This window comes from Gimesia benthica, from assembly GCF_009720525.1.
Lineage (GTDB): Bacteria > Planctomycetota > Planctomycetia > Planctomycetales > Planctomycetaceae > Gimesia > Gimesia benthica.
This window is the reverse complement of the sequence record NZ_CP043930.1, coordinates 1,326,734-1,350,655: the sequence shown is the minus strand read 5'-3', so window position 1 is coordinate 1,350,655 and position 23,922 is coordinate 1,326,734. Positions and strand designations below refer to the sequence as shown.

Here is a 23,922-nt window from a genome sequence, read left to right as displayed (position 1 = left end):
CTGAAATGGTAAGGGCTGTCAACCGCGATTGACGAGCGCTCCTCGTAGCGTTGACAGCCCCTTCCCAAAGCAGATCACGGCTTAAGGTGTGATCTCAATATGCAGCAAATCCGGGTACAGCTGTAAGGACAGCAGGAACAGGACTAAGGGTGTGATTCCCAACAGTACCAGGATCAGGATCAGCCTGATGACCATGAAAGACTCTGCCCGATACGTGTCTGTTTCTTCTACGTTGCGTGACATTCGCGTCGCGCGAGTTTCCACGTAAGGTGTAATCCGTGAAGCACTCAGCCTCTCAAACGAACCCTGTGTGTGTCGCCTGATTTTCTGGCGGGAACGGGTTTCATGATTTGATTTCATCAGCATGTTCAGCCCTCCTTCATCAGGGACATTCGTGGATCGAAAACAACAAATCTCAATTACATGAGAGAAGCAAATCGTGGGCCAGAACAGCCAAATCGGTTTTTTGTGAGGTGAACACGAAATTCTTCACGCTGCTGGTTTTGATTGACAAAGGGGACCCCGGGGTCTATATTTGGCAAAAGATGCATCACTTATACATGTTTAAGTCAGAGGTTGAATCATGCAGCTTACCATCCAGACCGATTATGCGTTGCGGACGCTGATGTATCTCGCTTCACGCGATGATCGAGCGACTGTAGCAGAGGTCGCGGCCCTGTTTGACATTTCAGCCAATCATGTGGCGAAGGTCGTCAACCAGTTATCCCGCTTTGGTTACATTCGTAGCGTAAGGGGACTGGGAGGCGGGATCGAACTGGCGGTGCCTTTGGACGAGATTCGACTGGGGGAAGTCATCGAACGCTTTGAAGGGAATCTGCATCTGCTGGAGTGTGTAGGGACCGAGGGGGTCTGTGTGATCCAGCCCTTCTGTAAATTGAAGGGCGTGCTGGCGGAAGCGGAACGGCTGCAACGGGAGTATCTCAACAGCGTGACCCTGGCAGATGTGGCGCCTTCCCGCAGACAGTTGAAACAGGTGACTTAGGTCGGCTCTGAATTCCCCGATGATGATGACGTGCTCCATGTATTAAGATGGGATTGAATGATGCAAGCAGGCAGAAGAGTGTGGCGAAGTTCGGCGTTATGGCTGCAGGGGGTCTGTCTGGCGATGGTTCTTTCCAGTCTGTTCCTGCTGCTGGAAGAGGTGTCTGCGGAAGAATCTCAGCAGGAAGTGGATCCTCCCAGACAGCTGCATTATCCGACAACCGCCGTTGAGGCCCGGGTCCGGGCACGCATTTTACATGAAACCGTACATGGTGCATTGCAGGTAATCCATCGGGACTTCTTCGAGGAAGAGGAGAGCCGGGTGATCCCCTCACATTCGCTGGAAGATGTGTTTAAGGAACTGGAGCGGAGCCAGGGCATCAAGGTGCGCTGGCTGGCTGTGAACGCCCGGGCGATGAATGTCGACAATGAACCGCGGACGGAGTTTGAGAAACAGGCGGTCAAAGTGCTCTCGGCGGGGAAGTCCGAATTTGAACAGATAACTGACAAAGAGTATCAGTTTACGGGAAGTATTCGGCTGGCTTCACAGTGCCTGAAATGTCATCTACCTATGCGAAAAAGTAACGAGGCGCGGGTGGCCGGGCTGGTCATCTCGATGCCCCTCAAGGTACCGGAGAAAGAGAAATGAGATTGTCGAGGGATGTCGAAGGCGATGAAACGTAGTTGAGAACAATCCCCGTGAATCCCTGCGGATTAAGGGCACCAAACTTGATTTGTAAACAAGGTTAATTTAGATTCTCGTCAGCCTTCACGGTTAGTTGCTTCGGTTTTTCGCATAGTCCCGGAGTAACGGGCCCGCCCAATGACTGGCGCTTAACTTATTGGGCGGGTCTTTTTTTATACCCACTCATGACAAGTGATTCCGAATGTTCGACGTAGTTTGAGATTTTCGCTGAGACGCACTTCATGTGCAGTGACTTACCAGGAGGCAGAGAACGATGAGAGCGATACGAAACTGTCTGGTTATTGTGATGTTGAGTGCCTGTCCCCTGGCCGTGGTTACGTTGGCCCAGCCTCCCGCGGAGGAGAAAGCGCAACAGACTGCCTCTCCGAAGGAAGGGAAGCAGGCCGAAGCAGAGGAAGCAGCTCCTCAACTGTCGCTGCCTGAAGCGCGTGAGCGCGCCCGACTGGCTCACCGCTTTTACTCGGCTACGCTGGACGCGATGCACCGAAGTTATTTCAACAGTGCGACAGCGCCGGTGCCGGCTCGTGTGATGGAGCGGATGTTTGCCGACCTGGAAGCAGATGAAAATATCAAAGCCCGGTGGATTGCCGTGAATGCCAACGCCATGAGTGTCGATCATGAGCCGGAAACGGAATTCGAAAAACAGGCGGCCCGGGAGATCGCAGCCGGGAAAGGGGCTTATGAGCGAATCGAGAATGGCGTCTACCAGCGGGCCGGTGCCATTTCATTAATGAATCATGGCTGTCTGACCTGCCATCTCGGGTTTGGAAAAAAGAACACCAAAGATCGCTTCGCAGGCTTGATCATTTCCATCCCGGTTAAAGGAACGCCCGTGAAAGCAAAGACGGGTGTCAAGGGAAACTGAGTTGCTCTGGTAGATGTTGTCGGGACTGATGCTGCAAGTCCCTTACGATTGCATGAACTGACCCTACTCATCGGCGCGATCCTCAGTCCGAAAACAGAGTCCGTCGATTAACGGATTCTGACAGTCTCTCAGCTATGCCTCGCGATCTGTTCTCGCACGTCGCTGGAATGTCATCTGTGTTCCAGCTTCCTCTGCGCGCAACTTCCGCCTCGGCATGCAGCAGATTGGCTTAAGCATCTGCTGCTGAATCAGTGAATCGAATACTGACTCCTCAATTTCCGAGACAGAATTTCGCTGCATCCTGGCAAAGGAGCAGAAACAAAAAATCTTTCATTTCTCATTGCACAGATGGGCGTCAGGCAACGCCAAGTCTGGTACAGGGCCCCTCTCAGCCCGTAAGTGAACAAGAGGCAGCGAAAAACAGGTGAGCCTCTCTGGGCGTAACTGTTTACTGGCAATTGGCTTAAGTGTTTCCACGCGGAAGAGGAAGAGACCATGAAAGACAACCAGAGGCGATTCGAAACTTTGACCCGTTTGACACGACGGCTGCACCAGAGCCTGTTTGCCAGACCACGACGACGGTCTGCTGTCCGGGCACAGCAGCAACGCTTTCAGCCGGCGAACTGTCAGATTGAAACTCTGGAAGACCGCAGGCTGCTCACCGCTGCCTTTTCGGAATTGACCAATCCGAATCCCAGTGATAATTCCGACTTTGGTGACTCCGTGGTCACGCTGAGTACGGGCAATATTGTTGTCACAGATCCGAATTATGATGGCTGGAGAGGAGCCGTCTATTTTTTTGACGGTCAGACGGGAGACTTGATCAGCACGCTCACAGGAGCTTCCAGCTATGATCGAATTGGAAGTGGCGGCGTGACCGCTTTGCCCAACGGGAACTTTGTCGTCAGCAGTCAGAACTGGCAGAATGGAGAGACAGGGGGACTCGCGGGGGCCGTCACCTTTGGTAACGGAATCACCGGAGTGAGTGGAGTGGTCTCGGCGGCCAACAGTCTGGTGGGAAGCGTCGCTTATGACGGCAATGGTGGATGCCGCGTCATTGTTTTGGAGAATGGAAATTATGTGGTCACCAATCCCTTTTGGAACAACGGATCGATTGCTTCCGTCGGAGCCGTTACCTTTGGTGATGCGACCACGGGGGTAACCGGTGTCATTTCAGCGGCGAACAGTCTGATCGGCGCCAGTGCTCACGACCAACTTGGGTACCACTACGGCAATGATACGGGCATTAAACTGTTGGCGAACGGTAATTACCTCGTGGGGAGCCCATTCTGGGACAACGGCTCCGTTGAAGACGCCGGCGCACTGACATGGGGGAATGGGACAACGGGGACCACGGGCATCGTTTCAAGTGCCAACAGCCTGGTCGGTACTTCGGAAGATGATCTCGTGGGAGACTTCATCTACGGCGACGTGAATATCACGCTGCTCGCCAACGGCAACTATGTGCTCGCCAGCCCGACCTGGGATAACGGAACAGTGACTGATGCGGGGGCGGTGACATTCGGTGATGGAACCACGGGAGTGAGTGGAGTGATTTCCTCAGCCAATAGTCTGGTGGGAACGACAGCCGGCGATAAAGTGGGCGCCCTGTATTACCTCACTTCCAGTGTGACAGAACTTACGAATGGAAATTATGTAGTGACCAGTCCGACCTGGGACAATGGTACGGTGGTTGATGCGGGGGCCGTGACGTTTGGCAGTGGTACGACCGGTATTTCCGGAGTCATTTCCGCGACGAACAGTCTCGTCGGCGTGACGAAAAATGACCGTCTGGGTCGAAATGGACTCAATACGAACGGTGTGACGCCCCTGGCCAACGGGAACTATGTCGTCAGCAGTCCGAGCTGGAACAATGGTTCGATTGCGGATGCGGGAGCGGCGACGTTTGCTGATGGAACAACGGGCATCAGTGGTGTGATCACTGCCGAAAACAGTCTCGTTGGTACGACGAAAGATGACCTGGTGGGATATGCCGGGGTGACGGCGCTCACGAACGGGAACTATGTGGTAAGCAGTCCTGCCTGGAGTGACGATTTTGAATTGGCAGTTGGTGCTGTTACGTTTGGAAACGGCACTACCGGAATTACCGGGGCGATTTCGTCCAACAACAGTCTGGTCGGCTCCAGCAATGCGGATAACGTGGGCCGGGGAGGCGTTGTTGCACTTCCCAATGGTAATTATGTCGCCGTCAGCAATTACTGGTCACGCAAAAAAGGGGCCGTCACTTTTGGGAATGGAACGACTGGAATTACAGGCATTCTTTCAGCGGATAACAGTCTGGTTGGTACGAGGGATCTATCTTACGTCGGCCTGGATGGTGTGACCGTGCTCGCGAACGGGAATTATGTGGTCGTCAGTTCGCAATGGGCGAATGCCGAAAATTATGATCTGGGAGCAGTCACCTGGGGGAGTGGAACCGCTGGTGTTCAGGGGGTCGTCTCAGCGGCCAACAGTTTAGTGGGGACCAAACGAGGCGATCATATAGGCTCTGATGGTGTCGTGGCTCTGACGAACGGAAACTATGTGGTCAGTAGTTCGGGCTGGAATAATGGCGCGATCATTAATGCGGGAGCCGTGACCTTCGGTAATGGGACCACCGGCAGCAGTGGACAGGTCTCATCCACCAATAGCCTGGTCGGTTCCACGACCGAGGATCAGTTAGGTTACCAGTATTCATCGGGTTCCACCGTAACGGCACTTGCCAATGGGAATTATGTGGTTGTGAGTACGTACTGGGACAACGGTTCGATTGTGGATGCCGGTGCGGTGACGTTTGGCGATGGTACGACGGGCATTAGCGGTGAGATCAACTCTGCCAACAGCCTGGTGGGAGCGCATGAGGATGACCAGGTGGGAAAATACCGGGCGGGGGTTTCCGGAGTGACGGCGCTACCCAACGGAAACTACCTGGTTACCAGTCAAGACTGGGACAATGGCTCCATCGATGAAGGTGGAGGAGTGACCTTTGGTAACGGCACCACAGGTGTGACTGGTTACCTGACGTCAAGCAATAGTGTGGCATCAGAATTGGGAGACAGTTTTTTCATTAAACTCGTGCGGGATGATGTGAATCAGAGTTTCCTGGTGGCCTACGAAGAAGAAGACACGATCTGGGTCGGTTCGCAGATCGATGGCTTAACGGGCACGACCTTTGATCTGATCGAAGATGTGGTCGTTTCAGAGCATGCCCCGGAACAGTCGATCGATCTTTCCGGACTAAAACCTGTCACCGAAGGGCCTGTGATCTGGTCGGCTTCATCTGATAATCCGGATGTGATTCCTGATTCGGGGCTGACCGTACTGGATGAGGGGGGCAGGCCGCGATTGCGCGTCTCGCCGCTGACAGGCAGGACCGGCACTGCTGAGATCACCGTGCAGGTTGAAGATGGGGGCCTGGATCATGACCTGTCGACGCCCGAAGACAACGGCACGTTCCAGCGTTCCTTTGTTTTCACGATTAACGCGATCGAAGAGTCGACGGAGGAAACTCTCGCGTTGCGAGTCGTAGAGACGCCAACCGAAGTCGATGCCAACGGGGAAGTGTCTGCCCTGCCTGCGAATGAATCCTGGATCGGTGAGTGGACCGAGTACTGGGTGGAGATCTGGGTGCAGACCGAAAATCTGGGCAGCGCGGGAGTGGCCCTGGTTGGCCTTGAGCTCGAATATCAGACCGCTGCGACTTCCGCGACTGAAATTCAGTTTGGCCCGGCATTCACTCAGAACCAGTCCGGCACGATTGACGATGTGAATGGAGTCATCAGTCAACTGGCGGCGGTCACTGAGACGAGTGATCTGGGTGTCGACAAACAACTGCTGTTTGCCTGCATCAAATTTGAGGCGCTGGCGGAGGATGAAGTGGCTCTGGATCTGGCGGGGCACAGCCTCAGTTCGGAGACTCTCTCGTTCGAAATTACGAGCTCGCTGGTGGGGCTGGGGACCGGGCAAGTCGTCGAACCCCTGAACATCGAAAATGCCCAAACGGAGATCTGGGCCAATCCCTACGACCTGAATGACGATGGTCAAATCAGTTTTCAGGACCTGCTGCGGTTTGCCAGCGTGTATGGGGCTGTGCCGAATGAGTCTGACTCCGATTATGCCTGGCTGGCGGATCTGAATCAGGATGGTCGAGTCAATTTCCGCGATCTGGTTCTGTTTGCAGGTAATTATGGAAAGAACAAACTGCAGAAAGAAAGACCAACTCGGGTTCATTATCCGGACAATTATCCTCACACCTGGAATCAGCAGCTGCAGGCCGTGAGTCAGCCCGTTACCGTTACGAAAGCAGCCGCATTGACTCAGTCCAAGGCAGATGTGATGCTGGAGAGTGCCATTGAGGAGTTGAGTCCGCGTCTGTCGTCCGCCGAACAACAGAAACTGGAAGCGGTGCAGATTGAAGTCGTCGATCTGGCAGGGACGGCGTTGGGGCAGGTCGTCGGAGACATGATTTATCTCGACATCAATGCGGCGGACCATGGCTGGTTCATTGATACCACGCCCCGGGATCACAGCGAATTTCAGGCAGACAGTTCCCTGTCATTGATTGCATCGCCGGGCAGTGAACCGGCAGGACTGATCGATCTCTGGACGGTCATTCATCACGAACTGGGGCACCTGCTGGGGAATGAACATGCCGAGGAGGAGATTATGGAATCGACGCTGGCACCCGGTGAGCGGAAGCTGCCGCACTGGAATGCTGAGACCGATGACTTCTTTGCTTCACTGAATGCAGACTCGGATTTGCTGGCCTTCTGATATGTATTTCCTCTACTCCGGCTTGCCGATGGTGTTTGTGAAAAACTGTAATGCTTCCTGAAATGCGAATTCGTGATGTCCGGGGGGCGCGCTGAATTCGGGGGTTTTGCCTCCGACCTGTTGATACAGGGGAGTGATCAGCTTGATACAGCGTTTCGCTTCGGCGGGGCTGAAGCCGTCGGAGACCGCGTTGGAGATATGCAGCGGACGGGGGGCGACCAGCAGGGCCATCTCGGGGAGGTCGAACGCGGGGAGCAGGCCGGGAATGGCGCCGCAGTGACAGTGGCGCTGACGGTCACGGATGAAGGAGACGCGCATGCTGCCGAAGATTCCCTGGACGGAAGTGGCTGCGATTCGCGGTTCGAAGGCGGCGGCGGAGAGCGCGAGCAGTCCCCCTGTCGAGACGCCGGTCGCACCGACTTTGGCCGGATTCACCTGCGGGTCCGCAAACACGTGCTGCAGCAGGATCTGCTGGTGGGCAAACAGCAGGCCGTACCAGCTATAACCATCCAGGCGTAACAGGTGATCCAGTTCATGGTGCCGGTCGCTGCCCGGTTCCATACCGACGTTCTCCATCGCATAGACGAGGTATCCCAGTTCGGCAAACTGCGCGGCACAGGCATGCTGATAGCTGTTCGGCTCGGAGAGGATCTGGCTGACTTTACCATGCCCCATGAAACAGACGATGGTCGGCAGCTTTTTTTCCGGCTGAGACGGAGGAGCGAGACGGAAGAAGCGAAAGATCCGCTGGCCGTCATGGTCGACTGCGAATTCCTGTTGACGGAACGTGCCTCGATTTAAGGCTGCCCCCACTGGTTTGATTGCCAGCTTTCCCGGATAGGGATAGACGAGCTGTTTCTGGAAGGCCTGGCGTTGCGTCTCCTGCCACTGGGCCCATTGACGCTTGTTCTGGAATTCGGGTACGTGCAGCGGACGGGCGCGGGTGGCTTCGGCCTCGTAAGAGTAAGTGGAAGGCACGGTGATTGGCTCGGAGGTGCCTGCCTGAAAACCGGAAACCTGACGGGCGGCGTTCGCGTCCATGATCGCCAGGCATAACCACCAGGGGGGCATTCCCGAGAGTTTCTGGCCGGCCTGGAATTCACAGTAATAGATCGAAGCGAAGTGAGGTTTGTCTTTCACGGTGCCATTGCTCGTGCCCCGATAGGCGGCGTTATCGAGTTTTCGCCAGCCATGGTCGCGGGGAGAGCGTCCCTGGGAAAATGACCAGGCACCGGTGTTGTTGTATTCAAACGCCGCGAAGACCACGGTTGGCTTTTTGAACTGCAGTTCGACACGCTGACCGCTACCGCCATCAAACAGATAGCGAGGCTGTCCCTGGAGTTCCTTGGGTACCGCGATCATCCGGTAATCGCGATTCAAAAATGTGGTCGTATCCACGCCGCTGACTCCGGGGACGAGTGGCGAGCCTGCGGTTTTCTCAATCAGATCATTCAGCGTCGCGGAGACTTTCTGGCTGGCTTTGAGTTGCTTTAACGTGGCCTGCAGAGTGGCGACGTCATCAACCAGCAGCGAAGCGGGGTTGTGTTTGAGCAGGGGGATGATTTCATCCGGGTTGCCTGTGGAGCCGTTGAGGTGCAGTTTGACTCCCTGACGTTTGATGGCGGGGACGAGTGACTCATCGTCGAGCCAGCGGGGCCAGAGGCGGATATATTCCACGCCTGCCTGGGCGAAGTCGTCGATGGATGCGGGATCAGGAATGAAGCCCAGTTGCTTCGCCTGGGGTAGCAGTTTGCGAAACAGCTGTGCCTGTTCCAGGCTTCTGACGCCAACGATGGTCTGCCGCGGATCGCCCTGTTCGCGCACCGTTTTCGCGACCGCTTCGGCATAAGCGGTGCCCTGTTCCTTGAGGTCCAGCAGTACGTTGATTTTTCCCCGACAGAGCTGCAGGGCTTCTCCCAGAGTGGGGATTCGTTCGTTTGCGTATTCTTTGTTGAATGCAGAACCGGCGTCGAGCTGTTTTAGTTGAGGCATGGTCAATTCGGTGGCGACTCCGGTGCCGTCGGTGGTGCGGTCGAGTTTGGCATCGTGGAGCAGAAAGAGCGTGCCATCTTTGCTGGTCCGCACATCAATCTCGACGGCTGTCGCTTTCAACTCGATGGCCCGCTGTAAGGCGGACAGGGTGTTCTCGGGTCGGTCACTGCTGGCGCCGCGATGTGCCACGATCTGTTGAAGAGTGTCGACGGCTGCTCCCGGATCCGATTCTGCCGGGAAGCTCCAGGCCAGGGGGGAATACAGCGTCATCAGACAGACTGCCAGCATGCAGTAAAGTGAGTGTCTCATCGTGAAAACCTTTGATATTCCAACTGCGAAGAGGATCTGCGGTCCTCCTGAATTCCGATAACAATTGCGCTAATTATAACGTACCTAAGGACCTTGTGTTGAGCAAATCATCCGCTGGTGATGCAGCATATTATTCATAGAGTCTTCATGCAGTATCCCGGAACTAACCAGTATAAGGGGAGGAGCTGGAAACTCAGCTTTCCCGGTTGGTGCCGATCTGTATGATTTGTCAGTTCCTGTTTCACAAAGTGATCGGGGGAGTGGTTTGTGGTTCAGCCAGTCAAACAATTTTGTTGAAGGGCGCGGGGGCGTCAAGCGGAAAGTATGAGCCGAGGTCTTCTGGAAGTTCAGTGAGGTGGGGGTGAGTCTGCTGTGAAATGCTCTGAATGTGCTCCGAAATGATTTGAAAAGGAACGAGACATTGGGAACCGGTTCATTTTGTGCTGGTGAAAAACTGGAAAAATCGACGCCGATTCAGGTGCTTCTGAGTCACCTGTGCGTCGTGTTCCGGTGCACGCATCGTCCGCCTCGCGCGCGAAGCACAATTACACAAGAATAGGATTCGGGAAGTGCCGATCAAGGGCAATCTATTCAGTTCTGGAGACAGAACTGCACTGGATATCGGGAAGGAGATTGAGCGCATGCTGAAAAATCATGAACGAGAGGGGAGCGAAGGTACGTCGGCAGCCTCTACAGAACTTACCTCCGGTGGACTGGGGGACTGTGCACACGATATACTTTTAAGCAGCCGTGCGTGGTTCAGTAGTGATACCTCACACGGTAGTTTGTTTTTGCCTACAGAGTCTTCAGCGTGTTTCACAACTGGGAAGTTCATGAATCGTTTACTGCAAGTCCTCACTATTACACTTGTCTCCTGTCTGCTTGTGGGATCGCTGGCTGCGGAGCTCACGCGCTTTGAAATTTTAACTCGCGAACCGTTTGCCGACGGTCAGAAATTTGGGTCAGTCGGAGAGTACGAACGGATTAAGGGCCGCGTGTATTATGAACTCGATCCCGAACTGCCACAGAATCAGAACGTTGTCGATCTGAAGCTGGCACCGCGCAACAAAGCGGGCCGCGTGGAACTGTCGGCGGATCTGCTCATCCTGGCACCGAAGGATTTGAGCAAAGGCAACGGGGCGCTGCTGTACGATGTCAATAACCGGGGCAATCTGACTGCGTTGCGGATGTTAAACTTCGCTTCGGGGGGTAATGATCCTCAAACGCAGAAACAGGCGGGTGACGGTTTTCTGATGCGAGAGGGCTTCACTTATGTTTCGAGCGGCTGGGACGGCGAACTGTTGCCGGGAAGCAGTCGTCTGAGCCTTGTTCCCCCGGTGATCCAGCAGCCGATTACTGGTAAGGTGCGTTGTGAAATCGTGCCGGGCAAGGATACCACGCGGACTGTCGTCAACTGGGCGAACCATGGTTCCTATCGTCCGACGGCTCAGGGGCTCAAGGAGGCGACGTTGACGCATCGGCTGCTGGCCAGTCATCCGCGGGTGCCGATTCCCCGTTCGGAGTGGAAACTGCATGTCACAGAAGTCGACAGCGATTCGCCCGCACAGCTGCCGAAAGTGGAACTCGAGTATCCGGCCGGACTGAAGAAGCTGCAGATCTACGAACTGATTTACGAAGCGCAGGATCCCGTCGTGATGGGAACCGGTTTCACCGCGGTACGCGATCTGGTTTCGGCTTTGAAACAGGGGACGGGAGAGGGGAATCCGTTGCTGGTCGAAGGTAAGCCTGTGATCGAGCGGGCGCACTCCTTCGGCGTCTCACAAAGCGGGCGTTTTTTACGCGAGATGATGTACTGGGGCTTCAATGAAGACGAAGCGGGGCAGAGGGTCTTTGAGGGGATCATTCCCCACGTCTCCGGATCCGGGATGGGATCGTTTAACCATCGCTTTGCCCAGCCCACCCGGCATGCGGGACAGCACGATCATCATGATTATCCGCCGGACCGTTTCCCCTTTGCTTATGCTGCCCAGAAAGATCCGCTGTCAGGTCTGACTGAGGGAATTCTGACCCGGGCCGAGGCCAGTGGCACTGCACCGTTGGTGATGCATACGCAGTCTTCTTCGGAGTACTGGAACCGGAGCGGATCACTCTCGCATACCGATCCTCTGGGGACTACTGATGTCGCGCTGCCTGAAAATGTGCGGATCTATATCATCGGAGGAACGCAGCATGGTCCGAGCCGATTCACAACCGAGAAGGGGGATGGTCAGACGGCTCCCAATCCCGCGGATTACAAACCGTTCCTGCGTGCGTTGCTGCTTTCGCTCGACAACTGGGCGAAAGAGGGAACCGCACCTCCGGCCAGCGTCTATCCGAAGATCAGCGAAGGGACGCTGGTGAGCTGGACTCAGAACGCCACCGGGTTTCCACAGATTCCCGGCATTCGCTATCCGGGAGTCATTCAGCAACCATCCTACCTGGATTTCGGTCCCCGCTGGCAGAAGGAACGTATCGTGGATCTGCAACCTCCCTTGCCGCGCGGCGATTACAGGGTGCTCGTTCCCCGTTCCGGTCCGGATGGGAATGAGCTGGGATGTCTGTCGGCTCCCGAGGTTGCGGTGCCGGTGGCCACTTATGCCAGCTGGCGCTTACGCAGCGAGAACGGTCCGGCCGCCAACCAGCTTTACAGTCTGTCGGGTTCGTATATTCCCTTTCCGCTGACAAAGGCTGAACGCGAACAACGGGGCGATCCCCGGGCGTCGGTCGAAGAACGCTATGGCACACTGGAAGCGTACCTCGAACAGCTGGCCGCCCAATGCGAGACTTATGAGAAAGCAGGCTATCTGCTGCAGGAAGATAGAGAACGGATTCTGCAAACGCAGCGTGAGCGGGTGGCACCCCTGTTTGTGAAAATCAATGCGAAAGCAGAATCGTCAGAGCAGGGTAAGTGAGGCCCGCTGGATTCAATAAGTCAGTCTGATAGTTGATAGCGGTAACGCCTGTCTGTACTTTCTGCAGACAGGTATACTGCTGCGCGGAGGGGAGTTTTATCTACTTCCCTGATGAGCTCTGATTGTGAGTGGCGATTGTTTGTAACTGTTTGTTATTAAAGGGGATATCTGAAATTGTTTCTGCTGTAGTAACGTTTCTGATCTGTAGTCTTTGTCAGAAATCTACAGATTCTTTTCAAAAGGCGACCTGAAAAAAAGAATGAGTGTACGATTACTTGTAGAACTGAAACATCGCGAGTTGGCTTGCCTCGAATGATGGTTGATTTAATTCATGGAACAGAAAAAACAGGAACTGCAGTTCACAACATTGCTGACGGCCCATCGTCGTCAATTGTATGCGTTTATCTACTCGCTGCTGACGGATCATACGGATGCGGAAGATGTCTACCAACGCTGCAGCATGATCCTGTGGGACAAGTTCGATCAATATGACGCGGAATGCGATTTTCTGCCCTGGGCCATGGGCATCGCCTTTTATGAAGTGAAAAACTTCCTGCGCGTCTCTTCCCGTGATCGGCACCATTTCTCCGAACAGTTGCTCAACCAGCTCTTTGAGCGGATGCAGGGCAGCAGTGCTCCCAATATGCAACTCTCATCGCTGGAGAAATGTTTGAAGTCCCTGCGTCAGAAGGATCTGTGGCTGGTGCAGCAGGTTTACTGGGAACGGCGAAAATGTGCGTCCGTGGCGGAGGAGATGGGAATGAAAATCAACGCCCTCTATGACCGGGTGGGCCGCATCCGCGGTCAGTTGAGAGACTGTGTGCAGCGACGTGTGTCGGAGGTGGAACATGCCTGAAAAAGATCAACGGGACGACGCGGAATTTCAGCGGCTGTTACACCGGCTCGCCGATGGTCCGCTCGATCAGACAGAAACAGAACAACTGGAGTCGTTGCTGCTGGATCAGCCGGAACGTCAGACACAGTACCTGGAACTGATGTGTCTCGATGCTTCCCTGATGGAGCTGGTGGAAATCAGCAGAAGTGTTCCCGACTATCACATCAGTCACCCGCAAGAAAAGAAATCGGTCCCCTGGGGCGTGTGGATGCTGACAGTTTGTGCTGTGGCCTGCCTGGTCGTGGCGGCTGTCCTCTTTGTCTCCACGGGCAATGAACTTCAGCAGGTAGTACAACAGAATGACCCGGTAGTTCAGGAAGAAACAAATCAAACTGCGAACAATCAATCGCCGCAGGAACCGTTTTCTAAAGCAACATTGATTGCAGGCCACCGGGCGGTCTTCCGGGGAACACGTTTTCCCACGCTGACGGGCAGTCGCCTGCGGTTTGCTGAGAACTATATGCTGCAGGACGGTATGGTCAAAATCCGCTTTGCCTCGGGAGCGGAAGTGATTCTCCAGGCCCCCGCACTGTTCCAGGTGGCGCAGGAAGAGGAACTGGTGGTGAACCTCGGCAAATGCTCGGTCTATGCACCCGAGGGGGCGGAAGGTTTTAAGGTCAGCACGCCGACCAGCAATGTGGTTGACCTGGGGACGCGTTTTTCTGTGACAGTTGCTGAAGACGGTGCCTCGAATGTAGCCGTCGTGGATGGTGAGGCGGAAGTCTCTTCACTGAGCGATCCCCGCAAAAAGCGTCTGCTTAAAGGGGAGACCGCTTATGTGGGTACCGACCTGAATGTAATGGACGGAGACCGTGAGCAGTCGACTCAAGACTATATCGACGCCATTCCCGACCACCTGATTGCTTATGAGGCGGTTCCCGACGAACAGGGGCGGGCAAAGTCGCTGGCGTCTGTCTCCGTGCAGCGGGCGGGAGTGCAGCGGATTTATCAGGCCGACGATTTCATTCTGCCGGTCGTGAATCATTATCGGCCCGGCTCCCATGCGTTCGGGGTCGTTCCCGCCGAGGCGCCCGCTGAGGAATTCAACCGCTTCGGCCCGATGAATCTGTTGTTTGCTTCAGGTTTCATCAACCCGGGCGGAGAGAAAGAAGTGCACCAGGGCGAATTTCAACTGGGACGCAACGGCACCCCCGGTATGAACCTGGTTTTCAAGCAACCGGTGGTGAATGGACCTGGACCCGACTTGATCATTTTCGATGCCCAGTCGATCGCCCACTCGCTGGAGGGGGACGTGTTTCATTTGTACCCGCAGACTGATCACCCGACTGCCCGGCCGATGACGGTGCGGAAATATGACATCGACGGTCATTCCGAGCAGGCACAGATCATGACCGGCTGCCGTTTGACCCAGTTGAGTTCTGATTTCGCCGACGATGGAACGCCGCTGCCGATCGTGGCACGCTCGCAACTGGTGCATCAGGTTCCCTCGCGGTTGTTTACCGTCGGGATTGATCTGGATGACATGCAGATTCCGCCGGGCGGATCGATTACCGGACTGTTCCTGCAGGATGCCCAGGACGACGCCGACCGGATTGACCCGGTGGTTATTGTCGGACTTCCGCCCGTTAAATAATGCTTTCACCTTGGAATATTATGTTTCATCGATTCACAACAACCGTGTGCTGGCTTTTCATGACTCTGCTGACGATGTCTGCGGCGAACGCCGCTGATATCTCGCCGGAAATGATGAAGTTCTTCGAGAACGAAGTCCGCCCGTTGCTGGCGGAACATTGCTGGTCCTGTCATGGGGACAAGGAACAGAAGGGGGACCTGCGACTTGATACACGCGGCCACATTCTGCTGGGAGGCGAGTCGGGCACTTCGGTGGTTCCCGGCAAGCCGGAGAAAAGTCTGCTGATTGAGGCGGTGCGCTATGAATCGTACGAAATGCCGCCCGCGGGTAAACTTTCCGAGAAGCAGATTAAGATCCTCGAAAAATGGGTTGCGCTGGGTGCGCCCTGGCCCGGGGCCGACGATACGGTTCCACTGCGCAAAGAGCAGGGCCCCCGGTTTACCGCAGAAGACCGCGCCTGGTGGGCGATTCAGCCTCTACAGGCTGTGACGGTCCCTGCCGCGACCGGCGAATGGAGCAAAAACGAAATCGACCGGTTTATCTTCGCTCGTCAAAAAAAGCAGGGGTTGACGCCGGCACCGGAAGCGGATCGGGAGTCATTAATTCGGCGGGTTTATTTCGATCTGCACGGCCTGCCTCCCTCGCCACAGGAAGTGCAGGAGTTTGTGCAGGATCAGCGGTCTGATGCCTATGAGCGGCTGGTCGATCGTCTGCTGGCCAGTCCGCGTTACGGCGAACGCTGGGCCCGGCACTGGCTCGATGTGGTCCGCTACGCAGATTCCGACGGCTACCGGGCCGATGGCTATCGTTCGAACGCCTGGCGCTATCGCGATTATGTGATCCGGTCGCTGAATGAGGATAAGCCTTACAGTCAGTTCGTGCAGGAACAGCTGGCGGGGGACGAACTGTTTCCCGGTGAAGTCGATGCCCAGATAGCCACCGGCTTTCTGACGCACGGGATTTATGAGTGGAACAGCCGTGATGTCGCCGGTCAGTGGGATATCATGTTGAACGAATTGACGGATACGGTCGGCGATGTCTTCCTGGGAGTAGGGATGCAATGTGCCCGTTGTCACGATCACAAGTTCGATCCCGTCCTGCAGAAGGACTATTTTCAGTTACGCGCCTTCTTCGAACCGATTCTGATTGAGACCGCCCAGGAAGTGGGTACGCCGGAACAACTGGAACAATACCGCAGTGACATGAGTGCCTGGGAGCAGGCGACCAAAGCGATTCGCGAGGAGCTTGCGGAACTGGAGGAACCGTATCGGAAAAAGGCCCGGGCCGTCATCATCTCCTTTCCGCCTGATATCCAGGCGATGATTCACAAACCGGAAGAGAAACGATCTCCGCGGGAACAGCAGCTGGTCGAGCTGGCCTGGCGACAGGTAGAGCACAACTACCGGAATCTCGACAAACAGTTCAAGGGCGAAACGAAAGAAAAGATTCTGGCATTGAGACGTAAGCTGGCGAAGTTCGATCAACTGAAGCCGGAACCGCTGCCACTGGCACAGCAGGTCCGGGATGTCGGGGGGAAGGCACCTCAGACCAGGATTCCCAAGAAACGTACGGAATGCGAGCCCGGTTTCCTGACGATTCTGGAGACACCGGCGGACGGATATTATGGTTCGCCACAGCCGGGGACCACCAGTCGCAGGACTGCGTTGGCCCGCTGGCTCACGCAGGACAGTAATCCGCTGTCGACGCGGGTCATCGTCAATCGAATCTGGCAATACCATTTTGGCAAAGGGCTGGCGCCGCACAGCAGCGATTTAGGTCGACTGGGGGGGCCGCCTTCGCATCCCGAATTGCTGGACTGGCTGACGCAGCAGTTTCTGGACGGGGACTGGCGGTTCAAGAGTCTGCATCGTCTGATCGTCACTTCAGCCACCTATCGACAGTCGACGCAGCATCCACGGGAAGCCTCGATGTTCGCCCTCGATCCTGCCAACAAATTTTACTGGAGTGCAGAGACACGCCGCCTGGATGCGGAACAGATTCGCGATTCGATCCTGGCTGTGACCAGCCAACTGGATCTCAAGGCCGGCGGTCCCGGTGTGACTCCCAGCGTCCCCCGCCGGTCCATCTATTTACGGATGATGCGCAACAGCCGTGATCCGTTGTTGCAGGTGTTCGACCTGCCCCGGTTCTTCACCAGTGTGTCGGCCCGCGATACAACAACGTCTCCCGTGCAGTCACTACAGCTGTTCAACAGTCAGCAAATGCTGCGTTATGCTGATCAGCTTGCGCAACGGGCTTTCCAGGAAGCGGCCGCTGTTCCCTCAGCCGACCAGGAAGAGTTGGCTCTGAGGCGCGCTTGGCAAATCGCCTTCGGGAGACCGGTGACCTCCGGTGAACTGTCACAGGCCCGGGAGTTTCTCGATCGTGAATCGAAACTGCTGTCGGAACAGAAACCGACCGTCGATCTGCAACAATTCGAAACCGCGACGATGCCTTATCGCAACGGGCAGTCGGTGGTGTTTCACGCCGATCAGCCTTCTTCGTTCTACGTTGCCGATAACCGGCGGCTGACGCCGAATGATTTTACCATTGAAGCCTACTTCCAGATTAAGTCGGTCTATGACTCCGGGGCGGTGCGGACGATCGTTTCGAAGTGGAGCGGCAAGGTGTCTGAGCCGGGCTGGCTGTTTGGTGTGACGGGCCGCGGTTCGCGCCGGAAGCCACAAACGCTGGTCTTTCGGACCTATGGTAAAAAGCGGAATGGAAAGATCGGCGACGAGATTGTCTTTTCGGATCAGCATATTGAATTCAATACGCCCTACTATGCCGCGGTCAGTTTTCATGTGACGGGCGAACGGGCCGGCTCGATTGACTTCTTCCTGAAGGACCTTTCGAACGACGATGAGCAGTTGGGGAAGATTACGAAACAGCACCAGACTGTGGAAGTGCACGACAATCGTCTGGCGCTGGCCATCGGCCGCATGGTCCAGAATAAGAATAGCCTGTTTGACGGGCTGATTGACGAGGTCCGCCTGTCATCGGCGGCGCTGGATGTACCATCGCTGCTGTATACGCAGGAATCGATAACTGAGAAGACGCTGGGGTACTGGAGGTTCGATCCCGTGCCGGGCATGTTTGAGGACAGTTCGTCCCATCAGTATGACATCACGCGGGATGACCGGCCGACAGCAGCCAGTGATCCCCGTCGTGCGGCGTTCGCTGATCTGTGTCACATTCTGTTGAACTCCAATGAATTTTTATACGTTGATTGAGGCGCTCCATGTTCTCTACACCACATATTGAAACACCCCGCACCCGACGCGAGTTTCTGGAACGCAGCGGACTCGGCTTTGGTTCCGTTGCGTTGGCCAGTCTGCTGGCACAGGCAGAGAGTTCCTCTGCTGCGGGGGGATCAGCGTCTGTTCCTCATCACAAGCCGACGGCGAAGAATATCATCTTCCTGTTCATGGAAGGGGGACCGAGCCATATCGATCTGTTTGATCCCAAGCCGCTGTTGAACAAGCTGGCAGGACAGACTCTGCCGGACAGCTTCGGTGAGATTCTGACCGCCGCCGGGGAATCCCGGTCTCCCTTGCTGATCTCGAAACGAAAATGGAAACAGCATGGCGAAGCGGGGACCTGGGTCTCAGACTGGCTGCCCGAAATTGCGAACTGCGTCGATGACATTGCCGTGATTCGCTCCTGCTGGGCCGATGGCCTGAACCATTCCTCCAGTGTCTGTCAGATGAATACGTGCTCGCTGATCGGCGGTCGCCCTTCGCTGGGAAGCTGGGTGACGTACGGGCTCGGTTCGGAAAACAGAAACCTCCCCTCGTTCGTGGTCATGCAGGATAATCGTTCTTCCGTGGTAAATGGTCCGCGGAACTGGGGGACCGGATTCATGCCCGCGGTGTACCAGGGAATTCGCTTACAGGAAGGCAAGCAGCCGATTCCGAATCTGAATAATCCGGAAGGTGTGACAGACGCCCGACAACGCGAGAAACTGTCGTATTTGAAATCGTTGAATCAGGGATATGCCCGGCAGCACGCCCGGCAGACAGAGCTTGATGCACGCATCGCCAGCTACGAGCTCGCCTTTCGGATGCAGGCCGAAGCGCCCGAGGCAGTCGACTTGGGCCAGGAGACCGCAGCCACCCGCAAGTTGTACGGGATGGATCAGCAGGAAACGTCGTCCTTTGGTCGGCTCTGCCTGATGTCACGCCGCCTGGTGGAGCGGGGCGTCCGTTTCGTGCAGTTGTATCATGGGGCCGGCAGCAAGTGGGATGCGCATTCGGGGATTGAGAAGAATCACACCCAGCACTGCAAGGCGATGGATCTGCCTGTAGCTGGACTGATCCAGGATTTGAAACAACGGGGCCTGCTGGATGAGACACTCGTGGTGTGGGGAGGCGAATTCGGCCGGACCCCCATGTCGGAAAAGGGAGACGGACGCGATCATAACCCGACGGGATTCACCATGTGGATGGCCGGTGGCGGGGTCAAAGGGGGACAAACCATCGGGGCCACCGATGAACTGGGTCTGCGGGCGATCGAAGATCGGATGCACGTTCACGATCTGCACGCCACGATACTGCACCTGTTGGGCCTGGATCGGATGAAACTCACTTACGAATACAACGGCCGCCCCGAACGTCCCACGGTCAACGAAGGGGAGTTCCAAACGAAGCTGGTGACTGGTTGAACTGACTATTAAAACAAGGGGGCATCATCAGCGGCGATCCCCTGGTTTAAGTAGATCGATTCTTGATGTCTCGTTAGTGTTTACTGATGTCAGGAGCTGGCGGGGATCTCGGAGATCTGTTTGGTGGCGATGCCGACGGGGCGGTCGAGCGGGATGCCGGCACAAGTCAGTAACGTCGTCAGCAGGTCGCCCTGATTGCCTTTGACATCAGGCAGGAAGCGTCCCGTGTTGATCGCACCGCCGCCACTACCAGCGAGAATGAAAGGCAGGTTGGCCCGGGTGTGGCGGTCGCCGTCTTCGAGGCCTGAGCCCCACATCATGATGCAGTTCTCGAGCAGGGTGCCGTCCCCTTCTTTCAGGCTGTGCATCTTATTGACCATGTAGGCAAACTGATCGATGTTGAATTTCGTGATCGCGGCGACTTTATCGACCTTCTTCTTCTCGCCGTTGTGGTGGGTCTGCGAATGGTGCTGGTCTCTGAAACCGAGTTCGGGATACGAGACGCCATTCGGGGTGGAACCGATGTAGGTGCAGACGCGGGTCGTGTCGGTCTGGAAGGCGAGCACGTTGAGATCGCACATCACCTGCATGTATTCGCTGCGTTTGTCTCCTTCGGGAATCTTGATCTCGATAGGAGGCGAATCAGTTTTGTGACTGCGGCTGGGGCGGATTCCCGCTTTCTCGAGGGCCGCTTCTTTCTGGCGCATTTCGATGGCGGCGATCCGGCGTTCTACCGAACGTACGCTGTCGAGATATTGATCCAGTTTCTTCTGGTCGGTCGAAGACAGCGTACGACGCAGATCGCGGGCGCCGCCGATCACCAGATCCAGCATGCTGCGATCTAAACTACTCATCCCGTTGGCTGACAGTCCGTCCCCCTGTTCTTTCTTATTGAACAGTCGATTCAGTACGTTGCGGGGATTGGTCTCGGCTGGGACCGCCTGGGTCGGCGAGCGGAAGCTGCAGTGCGAATAGTAGGCTTCGTTCAGCCCCGCCTGGTTTTCCTTCCAGGTTTGGGGCATTGTCGCCAGTTCCAGTGAGGGCAGGGCGGTAAACGCACCCAGGGAATTCGCGGCGATCTGATCGGCGGAGATCGAGATGCTGATTTCGTCCCGTTTGTCCGGATCGGGCAATGCTGCGGTCAGCCAGGTTGAAAGTTCGAGTGCGTGGGGAGCCCCGCGATAGGGACCGTTGGAAACGCCGGCGATGCCCTTCATCAGCAGACACTGGTCGATCACAGGTCGCAGCGATTCCAGGGCAGGGGGAGGCGATTTCAGAAACGTCTGGGGATCCTTGGGCCAGAACTGATCCATAATTACGCCATGTGGCATATACATGAATCCCAGACGAACCGGTGGCTTGAACGCTTTTTTCTCGCTGGCTTCGGCCCAACCCATGACATCCAGCAGAGGCAGAGCCAGGGCGGCTCCGAGGCCTTTCAGACAGGTACGACGATCGATTGCTTTATAATTGCTCATGGGAAAGCCTTTGGGTGGGTTGCAGAGGAAAACTTAAATTGTACGACGGGTTGCAAATCCGTCATGCAAAGAGGGTGGTGTGTGGTCCGGCTGTCACTCAATCCGACGATACGTGAAAGGGTAACTGGTGACGACCTCGGTGATCAACGTCTGCATGCGATAATCGTCTTTCGCGATCTTCTGCATCAGTTCATCGATCACAATTTCGTCATACCCTTCCAAGCGTCGACATAATGCATAGGCTAACAGACGCTCGACCAGATTGCGAGAAAACTTTACGCTGTGGTCGGCGATAATGGCTTTGAGTTCCTGGGGGTTGGAAAAATTCCTGCCGCCGGGGAGCTCACCGGAAGCATCGATGGACTGGCCGTTTTCGTCTTTGTCACGCCAGCGTCCGATGGCGTCGAAGTTCTCCAGACCGAATCCGATCGGATCGAGCAGGCGATGGCAGTTGGCACAGACCGCTTCGGAGCGGTGCAGTTCGGTCCGTTCGCGGAGCGTCAGGTTGGCGATCTGTTTTTTGTCCTGTTTCTCCAGCGAAGGGACATTGGGCGGGGCGGCGGGGACGTGATCTCCGAGAACCTGTTCCAGGACCCAGACGCCTCGATTAACGGGACTGGTGCGGTTGGGGAACGAAGTCGCTGCGAGGACCCCGGGCATTCCCAGGATTCCACCACGATTGCCGTTGGTCAGTTTGACTTTTCGCATCTCGGAGCCGGTGACGGTTTTTTCCAGACCGTAGATTGTGGCCAGGTTCCCGTTGAGGTACGTGTAATCGCTGTCGATGAAATTCGAAACGCTGCGGTTCTCGCGGACGATGCTTTCGAAAAACAAGCGGGCTTCGTCGTACATGGCTGTCCGCATGTCGGCGGTCATCTGCGGGAATTTCTCAGGGTCAAAGGTTCGCGTGTGTATCTCTCCCAGCTTGAGCCATTGCGCCCCAAAGCCATCAAACAGAGCCCGCGAGCGCGGATCCAGTAACATCCGCGTGACCTGAGATTTCAAGACTGGCGGTTCATGCAGTTTTCCCTGTTCGGCCAGTGTCATCAGCTCCGCGTCAGGCATGGTGGCCCAGAGCAGATAAGACAGACGCGAGGCGAGCTGAAAATCATCGAGGGGCACGATTCCCTTTTTCGTCTCCACCTCTTTAGCCGGTGTGATAAACAAAAACTGGGGCGACACCAAAATCGCCTTGAGCATCAGTCGGCAGGAGGCCTGGTAGCTGAGTTTGTTCTGTTTTGCCAGATCAAACACATTCAGCAGGACATCGATTTCTGCAGCAGTGGGCGGACGGCGATAGGCTTTTCGTGCCAGTGACTGCGCGACCTGGCGTGCGGCTGCCTGCTCGTCTGACCCGGACCGGGGAGTTTCTCCAAAGAGCTGCTGTTGTATTTCAGTAGGTGGTTCTCCTTCCGGTGCCACCACCTGATTCAGGACTTTTTCAGAGATGGTCAGGTACTGTTCGAGTTGCAGCGGGGACAGCGAATTGAGATAGCCTTCGCCGCTGACTTCGTCCGGCAGACTGGCGACAATGTCTGGATCGACGTCTAAGAGGTCGTGGAGCGTGTTGCCATATTCCGTTTTCGTGAGCCGCCGAATGACAAACGGGCCCGGATCTTTGGGGCTGAGATATTTCACTTTCTGCAGCCATTCTGCAAACATCTGACGTTCTTTGTCGGATGGCTGGTCCAGACCTTCGGGGGGCATGTCGTGTGCTTTCACGCGAGCTGCGGACTTTTTCCACTTCTCGCTGAAGGCGGCGTGGCCGGGACTTTGCAGAGCCGGGTCAAAGCTGAGGCCGGCTTCGGTGGGGCGCCTGTTCTGATGACAGTCGATGCAATATTTTTTGATGAAGGGCTTAACCTGTTTATCGAAAAACTGCTTGGCGTCCGCTTTGTGTGCAGCCAGCGTTTTATCTTCCTTGGACTCAGCGTGACCCGTGTCCGGACTGCACCACAGGATGCCCAGCACCATCACAGTGATCGCGCTACGGACTAAATGTGCCTTAGTGATACTCATTCAAAAACTCCTCAGACAGCATACTTTTTTCCTCATTCATTGTAATTGCTGTCTGGTATACTGTAAATAACTGGCTTGGTCTGAAGCCTCTTCCGGAGAGCATGCCAAAGCCAATTCACAGAAATTTCATTCTAATAAAAACGTGCGCAGGATATTAAAGCATAATCAAGTGTGAGGCAGAATGAATTCACAACATGACACTGAGGATGAGCAGGCCTGGGTTATCTCACATCAACCTGACTTGTCAGACATTGGATTTGAGCTGGTGACTCCAGATCGGAATACGGGGCTTCTCAAGCAGCTCGCGCACGAACTGTCGCCCGGGCATCCGATTTACGGGATCAATGCTAATGTGCTGGGAGCTTTCAGCGGGACTGATGATATCTTGCTCAAGCTGGACACTGAAGTTGAAGGAGCGAGGTATGCCCTGGTGCATCTGACCTGGGGAGGCACGCAAACGCCACCCTGGCCCTCGACACAATTGATTGCTGATCTCGATGAATGGCTGGCATCGGTCATGCCGTCTCCCGAACGAATGGCGGAAATCAACAAATTCAACGAAGCGCGGAGGCGGCGTGAACAGCGACGCCATCAACTCAGCCAGCTGGGATTTTATCTGTTTATGGTCTTAGTGATTGTCACGCTGTTTCTCGCGTTCATGACTCAGGTTAAGCCTGAATGGTTTGGACTGTAAAGTGGATGATTTCTGATCGC

Annotated in this window: 14 protein-coding genes; 10 read left to right on the top strand and 4 right to left on the bottom strand. The window is 55.6% G+C overall.

Going from position 1 to position 23,922, the window contains the following annotated elements; genetic code table 11:
• Nucleotides 1-81: 81 nt before the first annotated feature.
• Entirely contained in the window at nt 82-366 is a 285-nt protein-coding gene (locus F1728_RS05185) for a phosphoethanolamine transferase domain-containing protein (protein ID WP_155363206.1), read from the bottom strand.
• A 217-nt stretch (nt 367-583) separates the two neighbouring features.
• Here F1728_RS05185 and F1728_RS05180 point away from each other — a divergent pair, with 217 nt between their 5' ends.
• The 4 genes from F1728_RS05180 (at nt 584) to F1728_RS05165 (ending at nt 7,346) form a co-directional block, all read left to right on the top strand.
• Entirely contained in the window at nt 584-1,003 is a 420-nt protein-coding gene (locus F1728_RS05180; RefSeq protein ID WP_145038866.1) for an RrF2 family transcriptional regulator, read from the top strand.
• 78 nt (nt 1,004-1,081) lie between these two features.
• Nucleotides 1,082-1,651, top strand: a complete 570-nt coding sequence (locus F1728_RS05175) for a c-type heme family protein (RefSeq protein ID WP_228030513.1) — start codon at nt 1,082-1,084, stop codon at nt 1,649-1,651.
• 310 nt (nt 1,652-1,961) lie between these two features.
• The gene (locus F1728_RS05170; RefSeq protein ID WP_155363204.1) at nt 1,962-2,573 is read left to right on the top strand and encodes a c-type heme family protein; all 612 of its coding nucleotides are present in this window, start codon (nt 1,962-1,964) and stop codon (nt 2,571-2,573) included.
• A gap of 495 nt (nt 2,574-3,068) precedes the next feature.
• Entirely contained in the window at nt 3,069-7,346 is a 4,278-nt protein-coding gene (locus F1728_RS05165) for a dockerin type I domain-containing protein (RefSeq protein WP_155363203.1), read from the top strand.
• A gap of 12 nt (nt 7,347-7,358) precedes the next feature.
• Here the strand turns inward: F1728_RS05165 and F1728_RS05160 are convergent, their stop codons facing one another.
• Nucleotides 7,359-9,647, bottom strand: coding sequence for a glycerophosphodiester phosphodiesterase family protein (locus tag F1728_RS05160; RefSeq protein ID WP_155363202.1), 2,289 nt, complete (start codon nt 9,645-9,647; stop codon nt 7,359-7,361).
• Nucleotides 9,648-10,480: 833 nt separating this feature from the next.
• Here F1728_RS05160 and F1728_RS05155 point away from each other — a divergent pair.
• From F1728_RS05155 to F1728_RS05135, 5 genes are all read left to right on the top strand, one after another.
• Nucleotides 10,481-12,559 carry an alpha/beta hydrolase domain-containing protein gene (locus tag F1728_RS05155; RefSeq protein ID WP_155363201.1) on the top strand — a complete coding sequence of 693 codons (2,079 nt, stop codon included), beginning with the start codon at nt 10,481-10,483 and terminating at the stop codon, nt 12,557-12,559.
• A gap of 331 nt (nt 12,560-12,890) precedes the next feature.
• Nucleotides 12,891-13,415, top strand: coding sequence for a sigma-70 family RNA polymerase sigma factor (locus F1728_RS05150; RefSeq protein ID WP_155363200.1), 525 nt, complete (start codon nt 12,891-12,893; stop codon nt 13,413-13,415).
• The gene (locus F1728_RS05145) at nt 13,408-15,048 is read left to right on the top strand and encodes a FecR family protein (RefSeq protein WP_155363199.1); all 1,641 of its coding nucleotides are present in this window, start codon (nt 13,408-13,410) and stop codon (nt 15,046-15,048) included. Before F1728_RS05150 ends, F1728_RS05145 begins: the two co-directional genes overlap by 8 nt.
• A 74-nt stretch (nt 15,049-15,122) precedes the next feature.
• The gene (locus F1728_RS05140; RefSeq protein ID WP_228030512.1) at nt 15,123-18,281 is read left to right on the top strand and encodes a DUF1549 domain-containing protein; all 3,159 of its coding nucleotides are present in this window, start codon (nt 15,123-15,125) and stop codon (nt 18,279-18,281) included.
• Between the two features lie 8 nt (nt 18,282-18,289).
• Entirely contained in the window at nt 18,290-19,711 is a 1,422-nt protein-coding gene (locus F1728_RS05135) for a DUF1501 domain-containing protein (protein WP_155363197.1), read from the top strand.
• 89 nt (nt 19,712-19,800) lie between these two features.
• On the opposite strand, the gene F1728_RS05130 is transcribed toward F1728_RS05135, so the two are convergent.
• Together F1728_RS05130 and F1728_RS05125 are read right to left on the bottom strand one after the other, a co-directional pair.
• Nucleotides 19,801-21,189, bottom strand: a complete 1,389-nt coding sequence (locus F1728_RS05130) for a DUF1552 domain-containing protein (RefSeq protein ID WP_155363196.1) — start codon at nt 21,187-21,189, stop codon at nt 19,801-19,803.
• Between the two features lie 93 nt (nt 21,190-21,282).
• Nucleotides 21,283-23,208 carry a DUF1592 domain-containing protein gene (locus F1728_RS05125; protein WP_155363195.1) on the bottom strand — a complete coding sequence of 642 codons (1,926 nt, stop codon included), beginning with the start codon at nt 23,206-23,208 and terminating at the stop codon, nt 21,283-21,285.
• Between the two features lie 181 nt (nt 23,209-23,389).
• Between F1728_RS05125 and F1728_RS05120 the strand changes: the two genes are divergently transcribed.
• Nucleotides 23,390-23,902: a hypothetical protein gene (locus tag F1728_RS05120; protein ID WP_155363194.1), complete on the top strand. Its 513-nt coding sequence runs from the start codon at nt 23,390-23,392 to the stop codon at nt 23,900-23,902.
• Nucleotides 23,903-23,922 lie beyond the last annotated feature (20 nt).

What these genes read in the sequence shown, in the direction of transcription:
- F1728_RS05125 (WP_155363195.1), bottom strand. Translation starts at nt 23,208, where the DNA reads ATGAGTATCACTAAGGCACATTTAGTCCGTAGCGCGATCACTGTGATG.
- F1728_RS05135 (WP_155363197.1), top strand. Translation starts at nt 18,290, where the DNA reads ATGTTCTCTACACCACATATTGAAACACCCCGCACCCGACGCGAGTTT.
- F1728_RS05185 (WP_155363206.1), bottom strand. Translation starts at nt 366, where the DNA reads ATGCTGATGAAATCAAATCATGAAACCCGTTCCCGCCAGAAAATCAGG.
- F1728_RS05150 (WP_155363200.1), top strand. Translation starts at nt 12,891, where the DNA reads ATGGAACAGAAAAAACAGGAACTGCAGTTCACAACATTGCTGACGGCC.
- F1728_RS05180 (WP_145038866.1), top strand. Translation starts at nt 584, where the DNA reads ATGCAGCTTACCATCCAGACCGATTATGCGTTGCGGACGCTGATGTAT.
- F1728_RS05170 (WP_155363204.1), top strand. Translation starts at nt 1,962, where the DNA reads ATGAGAGCGATACGAAACTGTCTGGTTATTGTGATGTTGAGTGCCTGT.
- F1728_RS05145 (WP_155363199.1), top strand. Translation starts at nt 13,408, where the DNA reads ATGCCTGAAAAAGATCAACGGGACGACGCGGAATTTCAGCGGCTGTTA.
- F1728_RS05165 (WP_155363203.1), top strand. Translation starts at nt 3,069, where the DNA reads ATGAAAGACAACCAGAGGCGATTCGAAACTTTGACCCGTTTGACACGA.
- F1728_RS05120 (WP_155363194.1), top strand. Translation starts at nt 23,390, where the DNA reads ATGAATTCACAACATGACACTGAGGATGAGCAGGCCTGGGTTATCTCA.
- F1728_RS05140 (WP_228030512.1), top strand. Translation starts at nt 15,123, where the DNA reads ATGTCTGCGGCGAACGCCGCTGATATCTCGCCGGAAATGATGAAGTTC.
- F1728_RS05155 (WP_155363201.1), top strand. Translation starts at nt 10,481, where the DNA reads ATGAATCGTTTACTGCAAGTCCTCACTATTACACTTGTCTCCTGTCTG.
- F1728_RS05160 (WP_155363202.1), bottom strand. Translation starts at nt 9,647, where the DNA reads ATGAGACACTCACTTTACTGCATGCTGGCAGTCTGTCTGATGACGCTG.
- F1728_RS05130 (WP_155363196.1), bottom strand. Translation starts at nt 21,189, where the DNA reads ATGAGCAATTATAAAGCAATCGATCGTCGTACCTGTCTGAAAGGCCTC.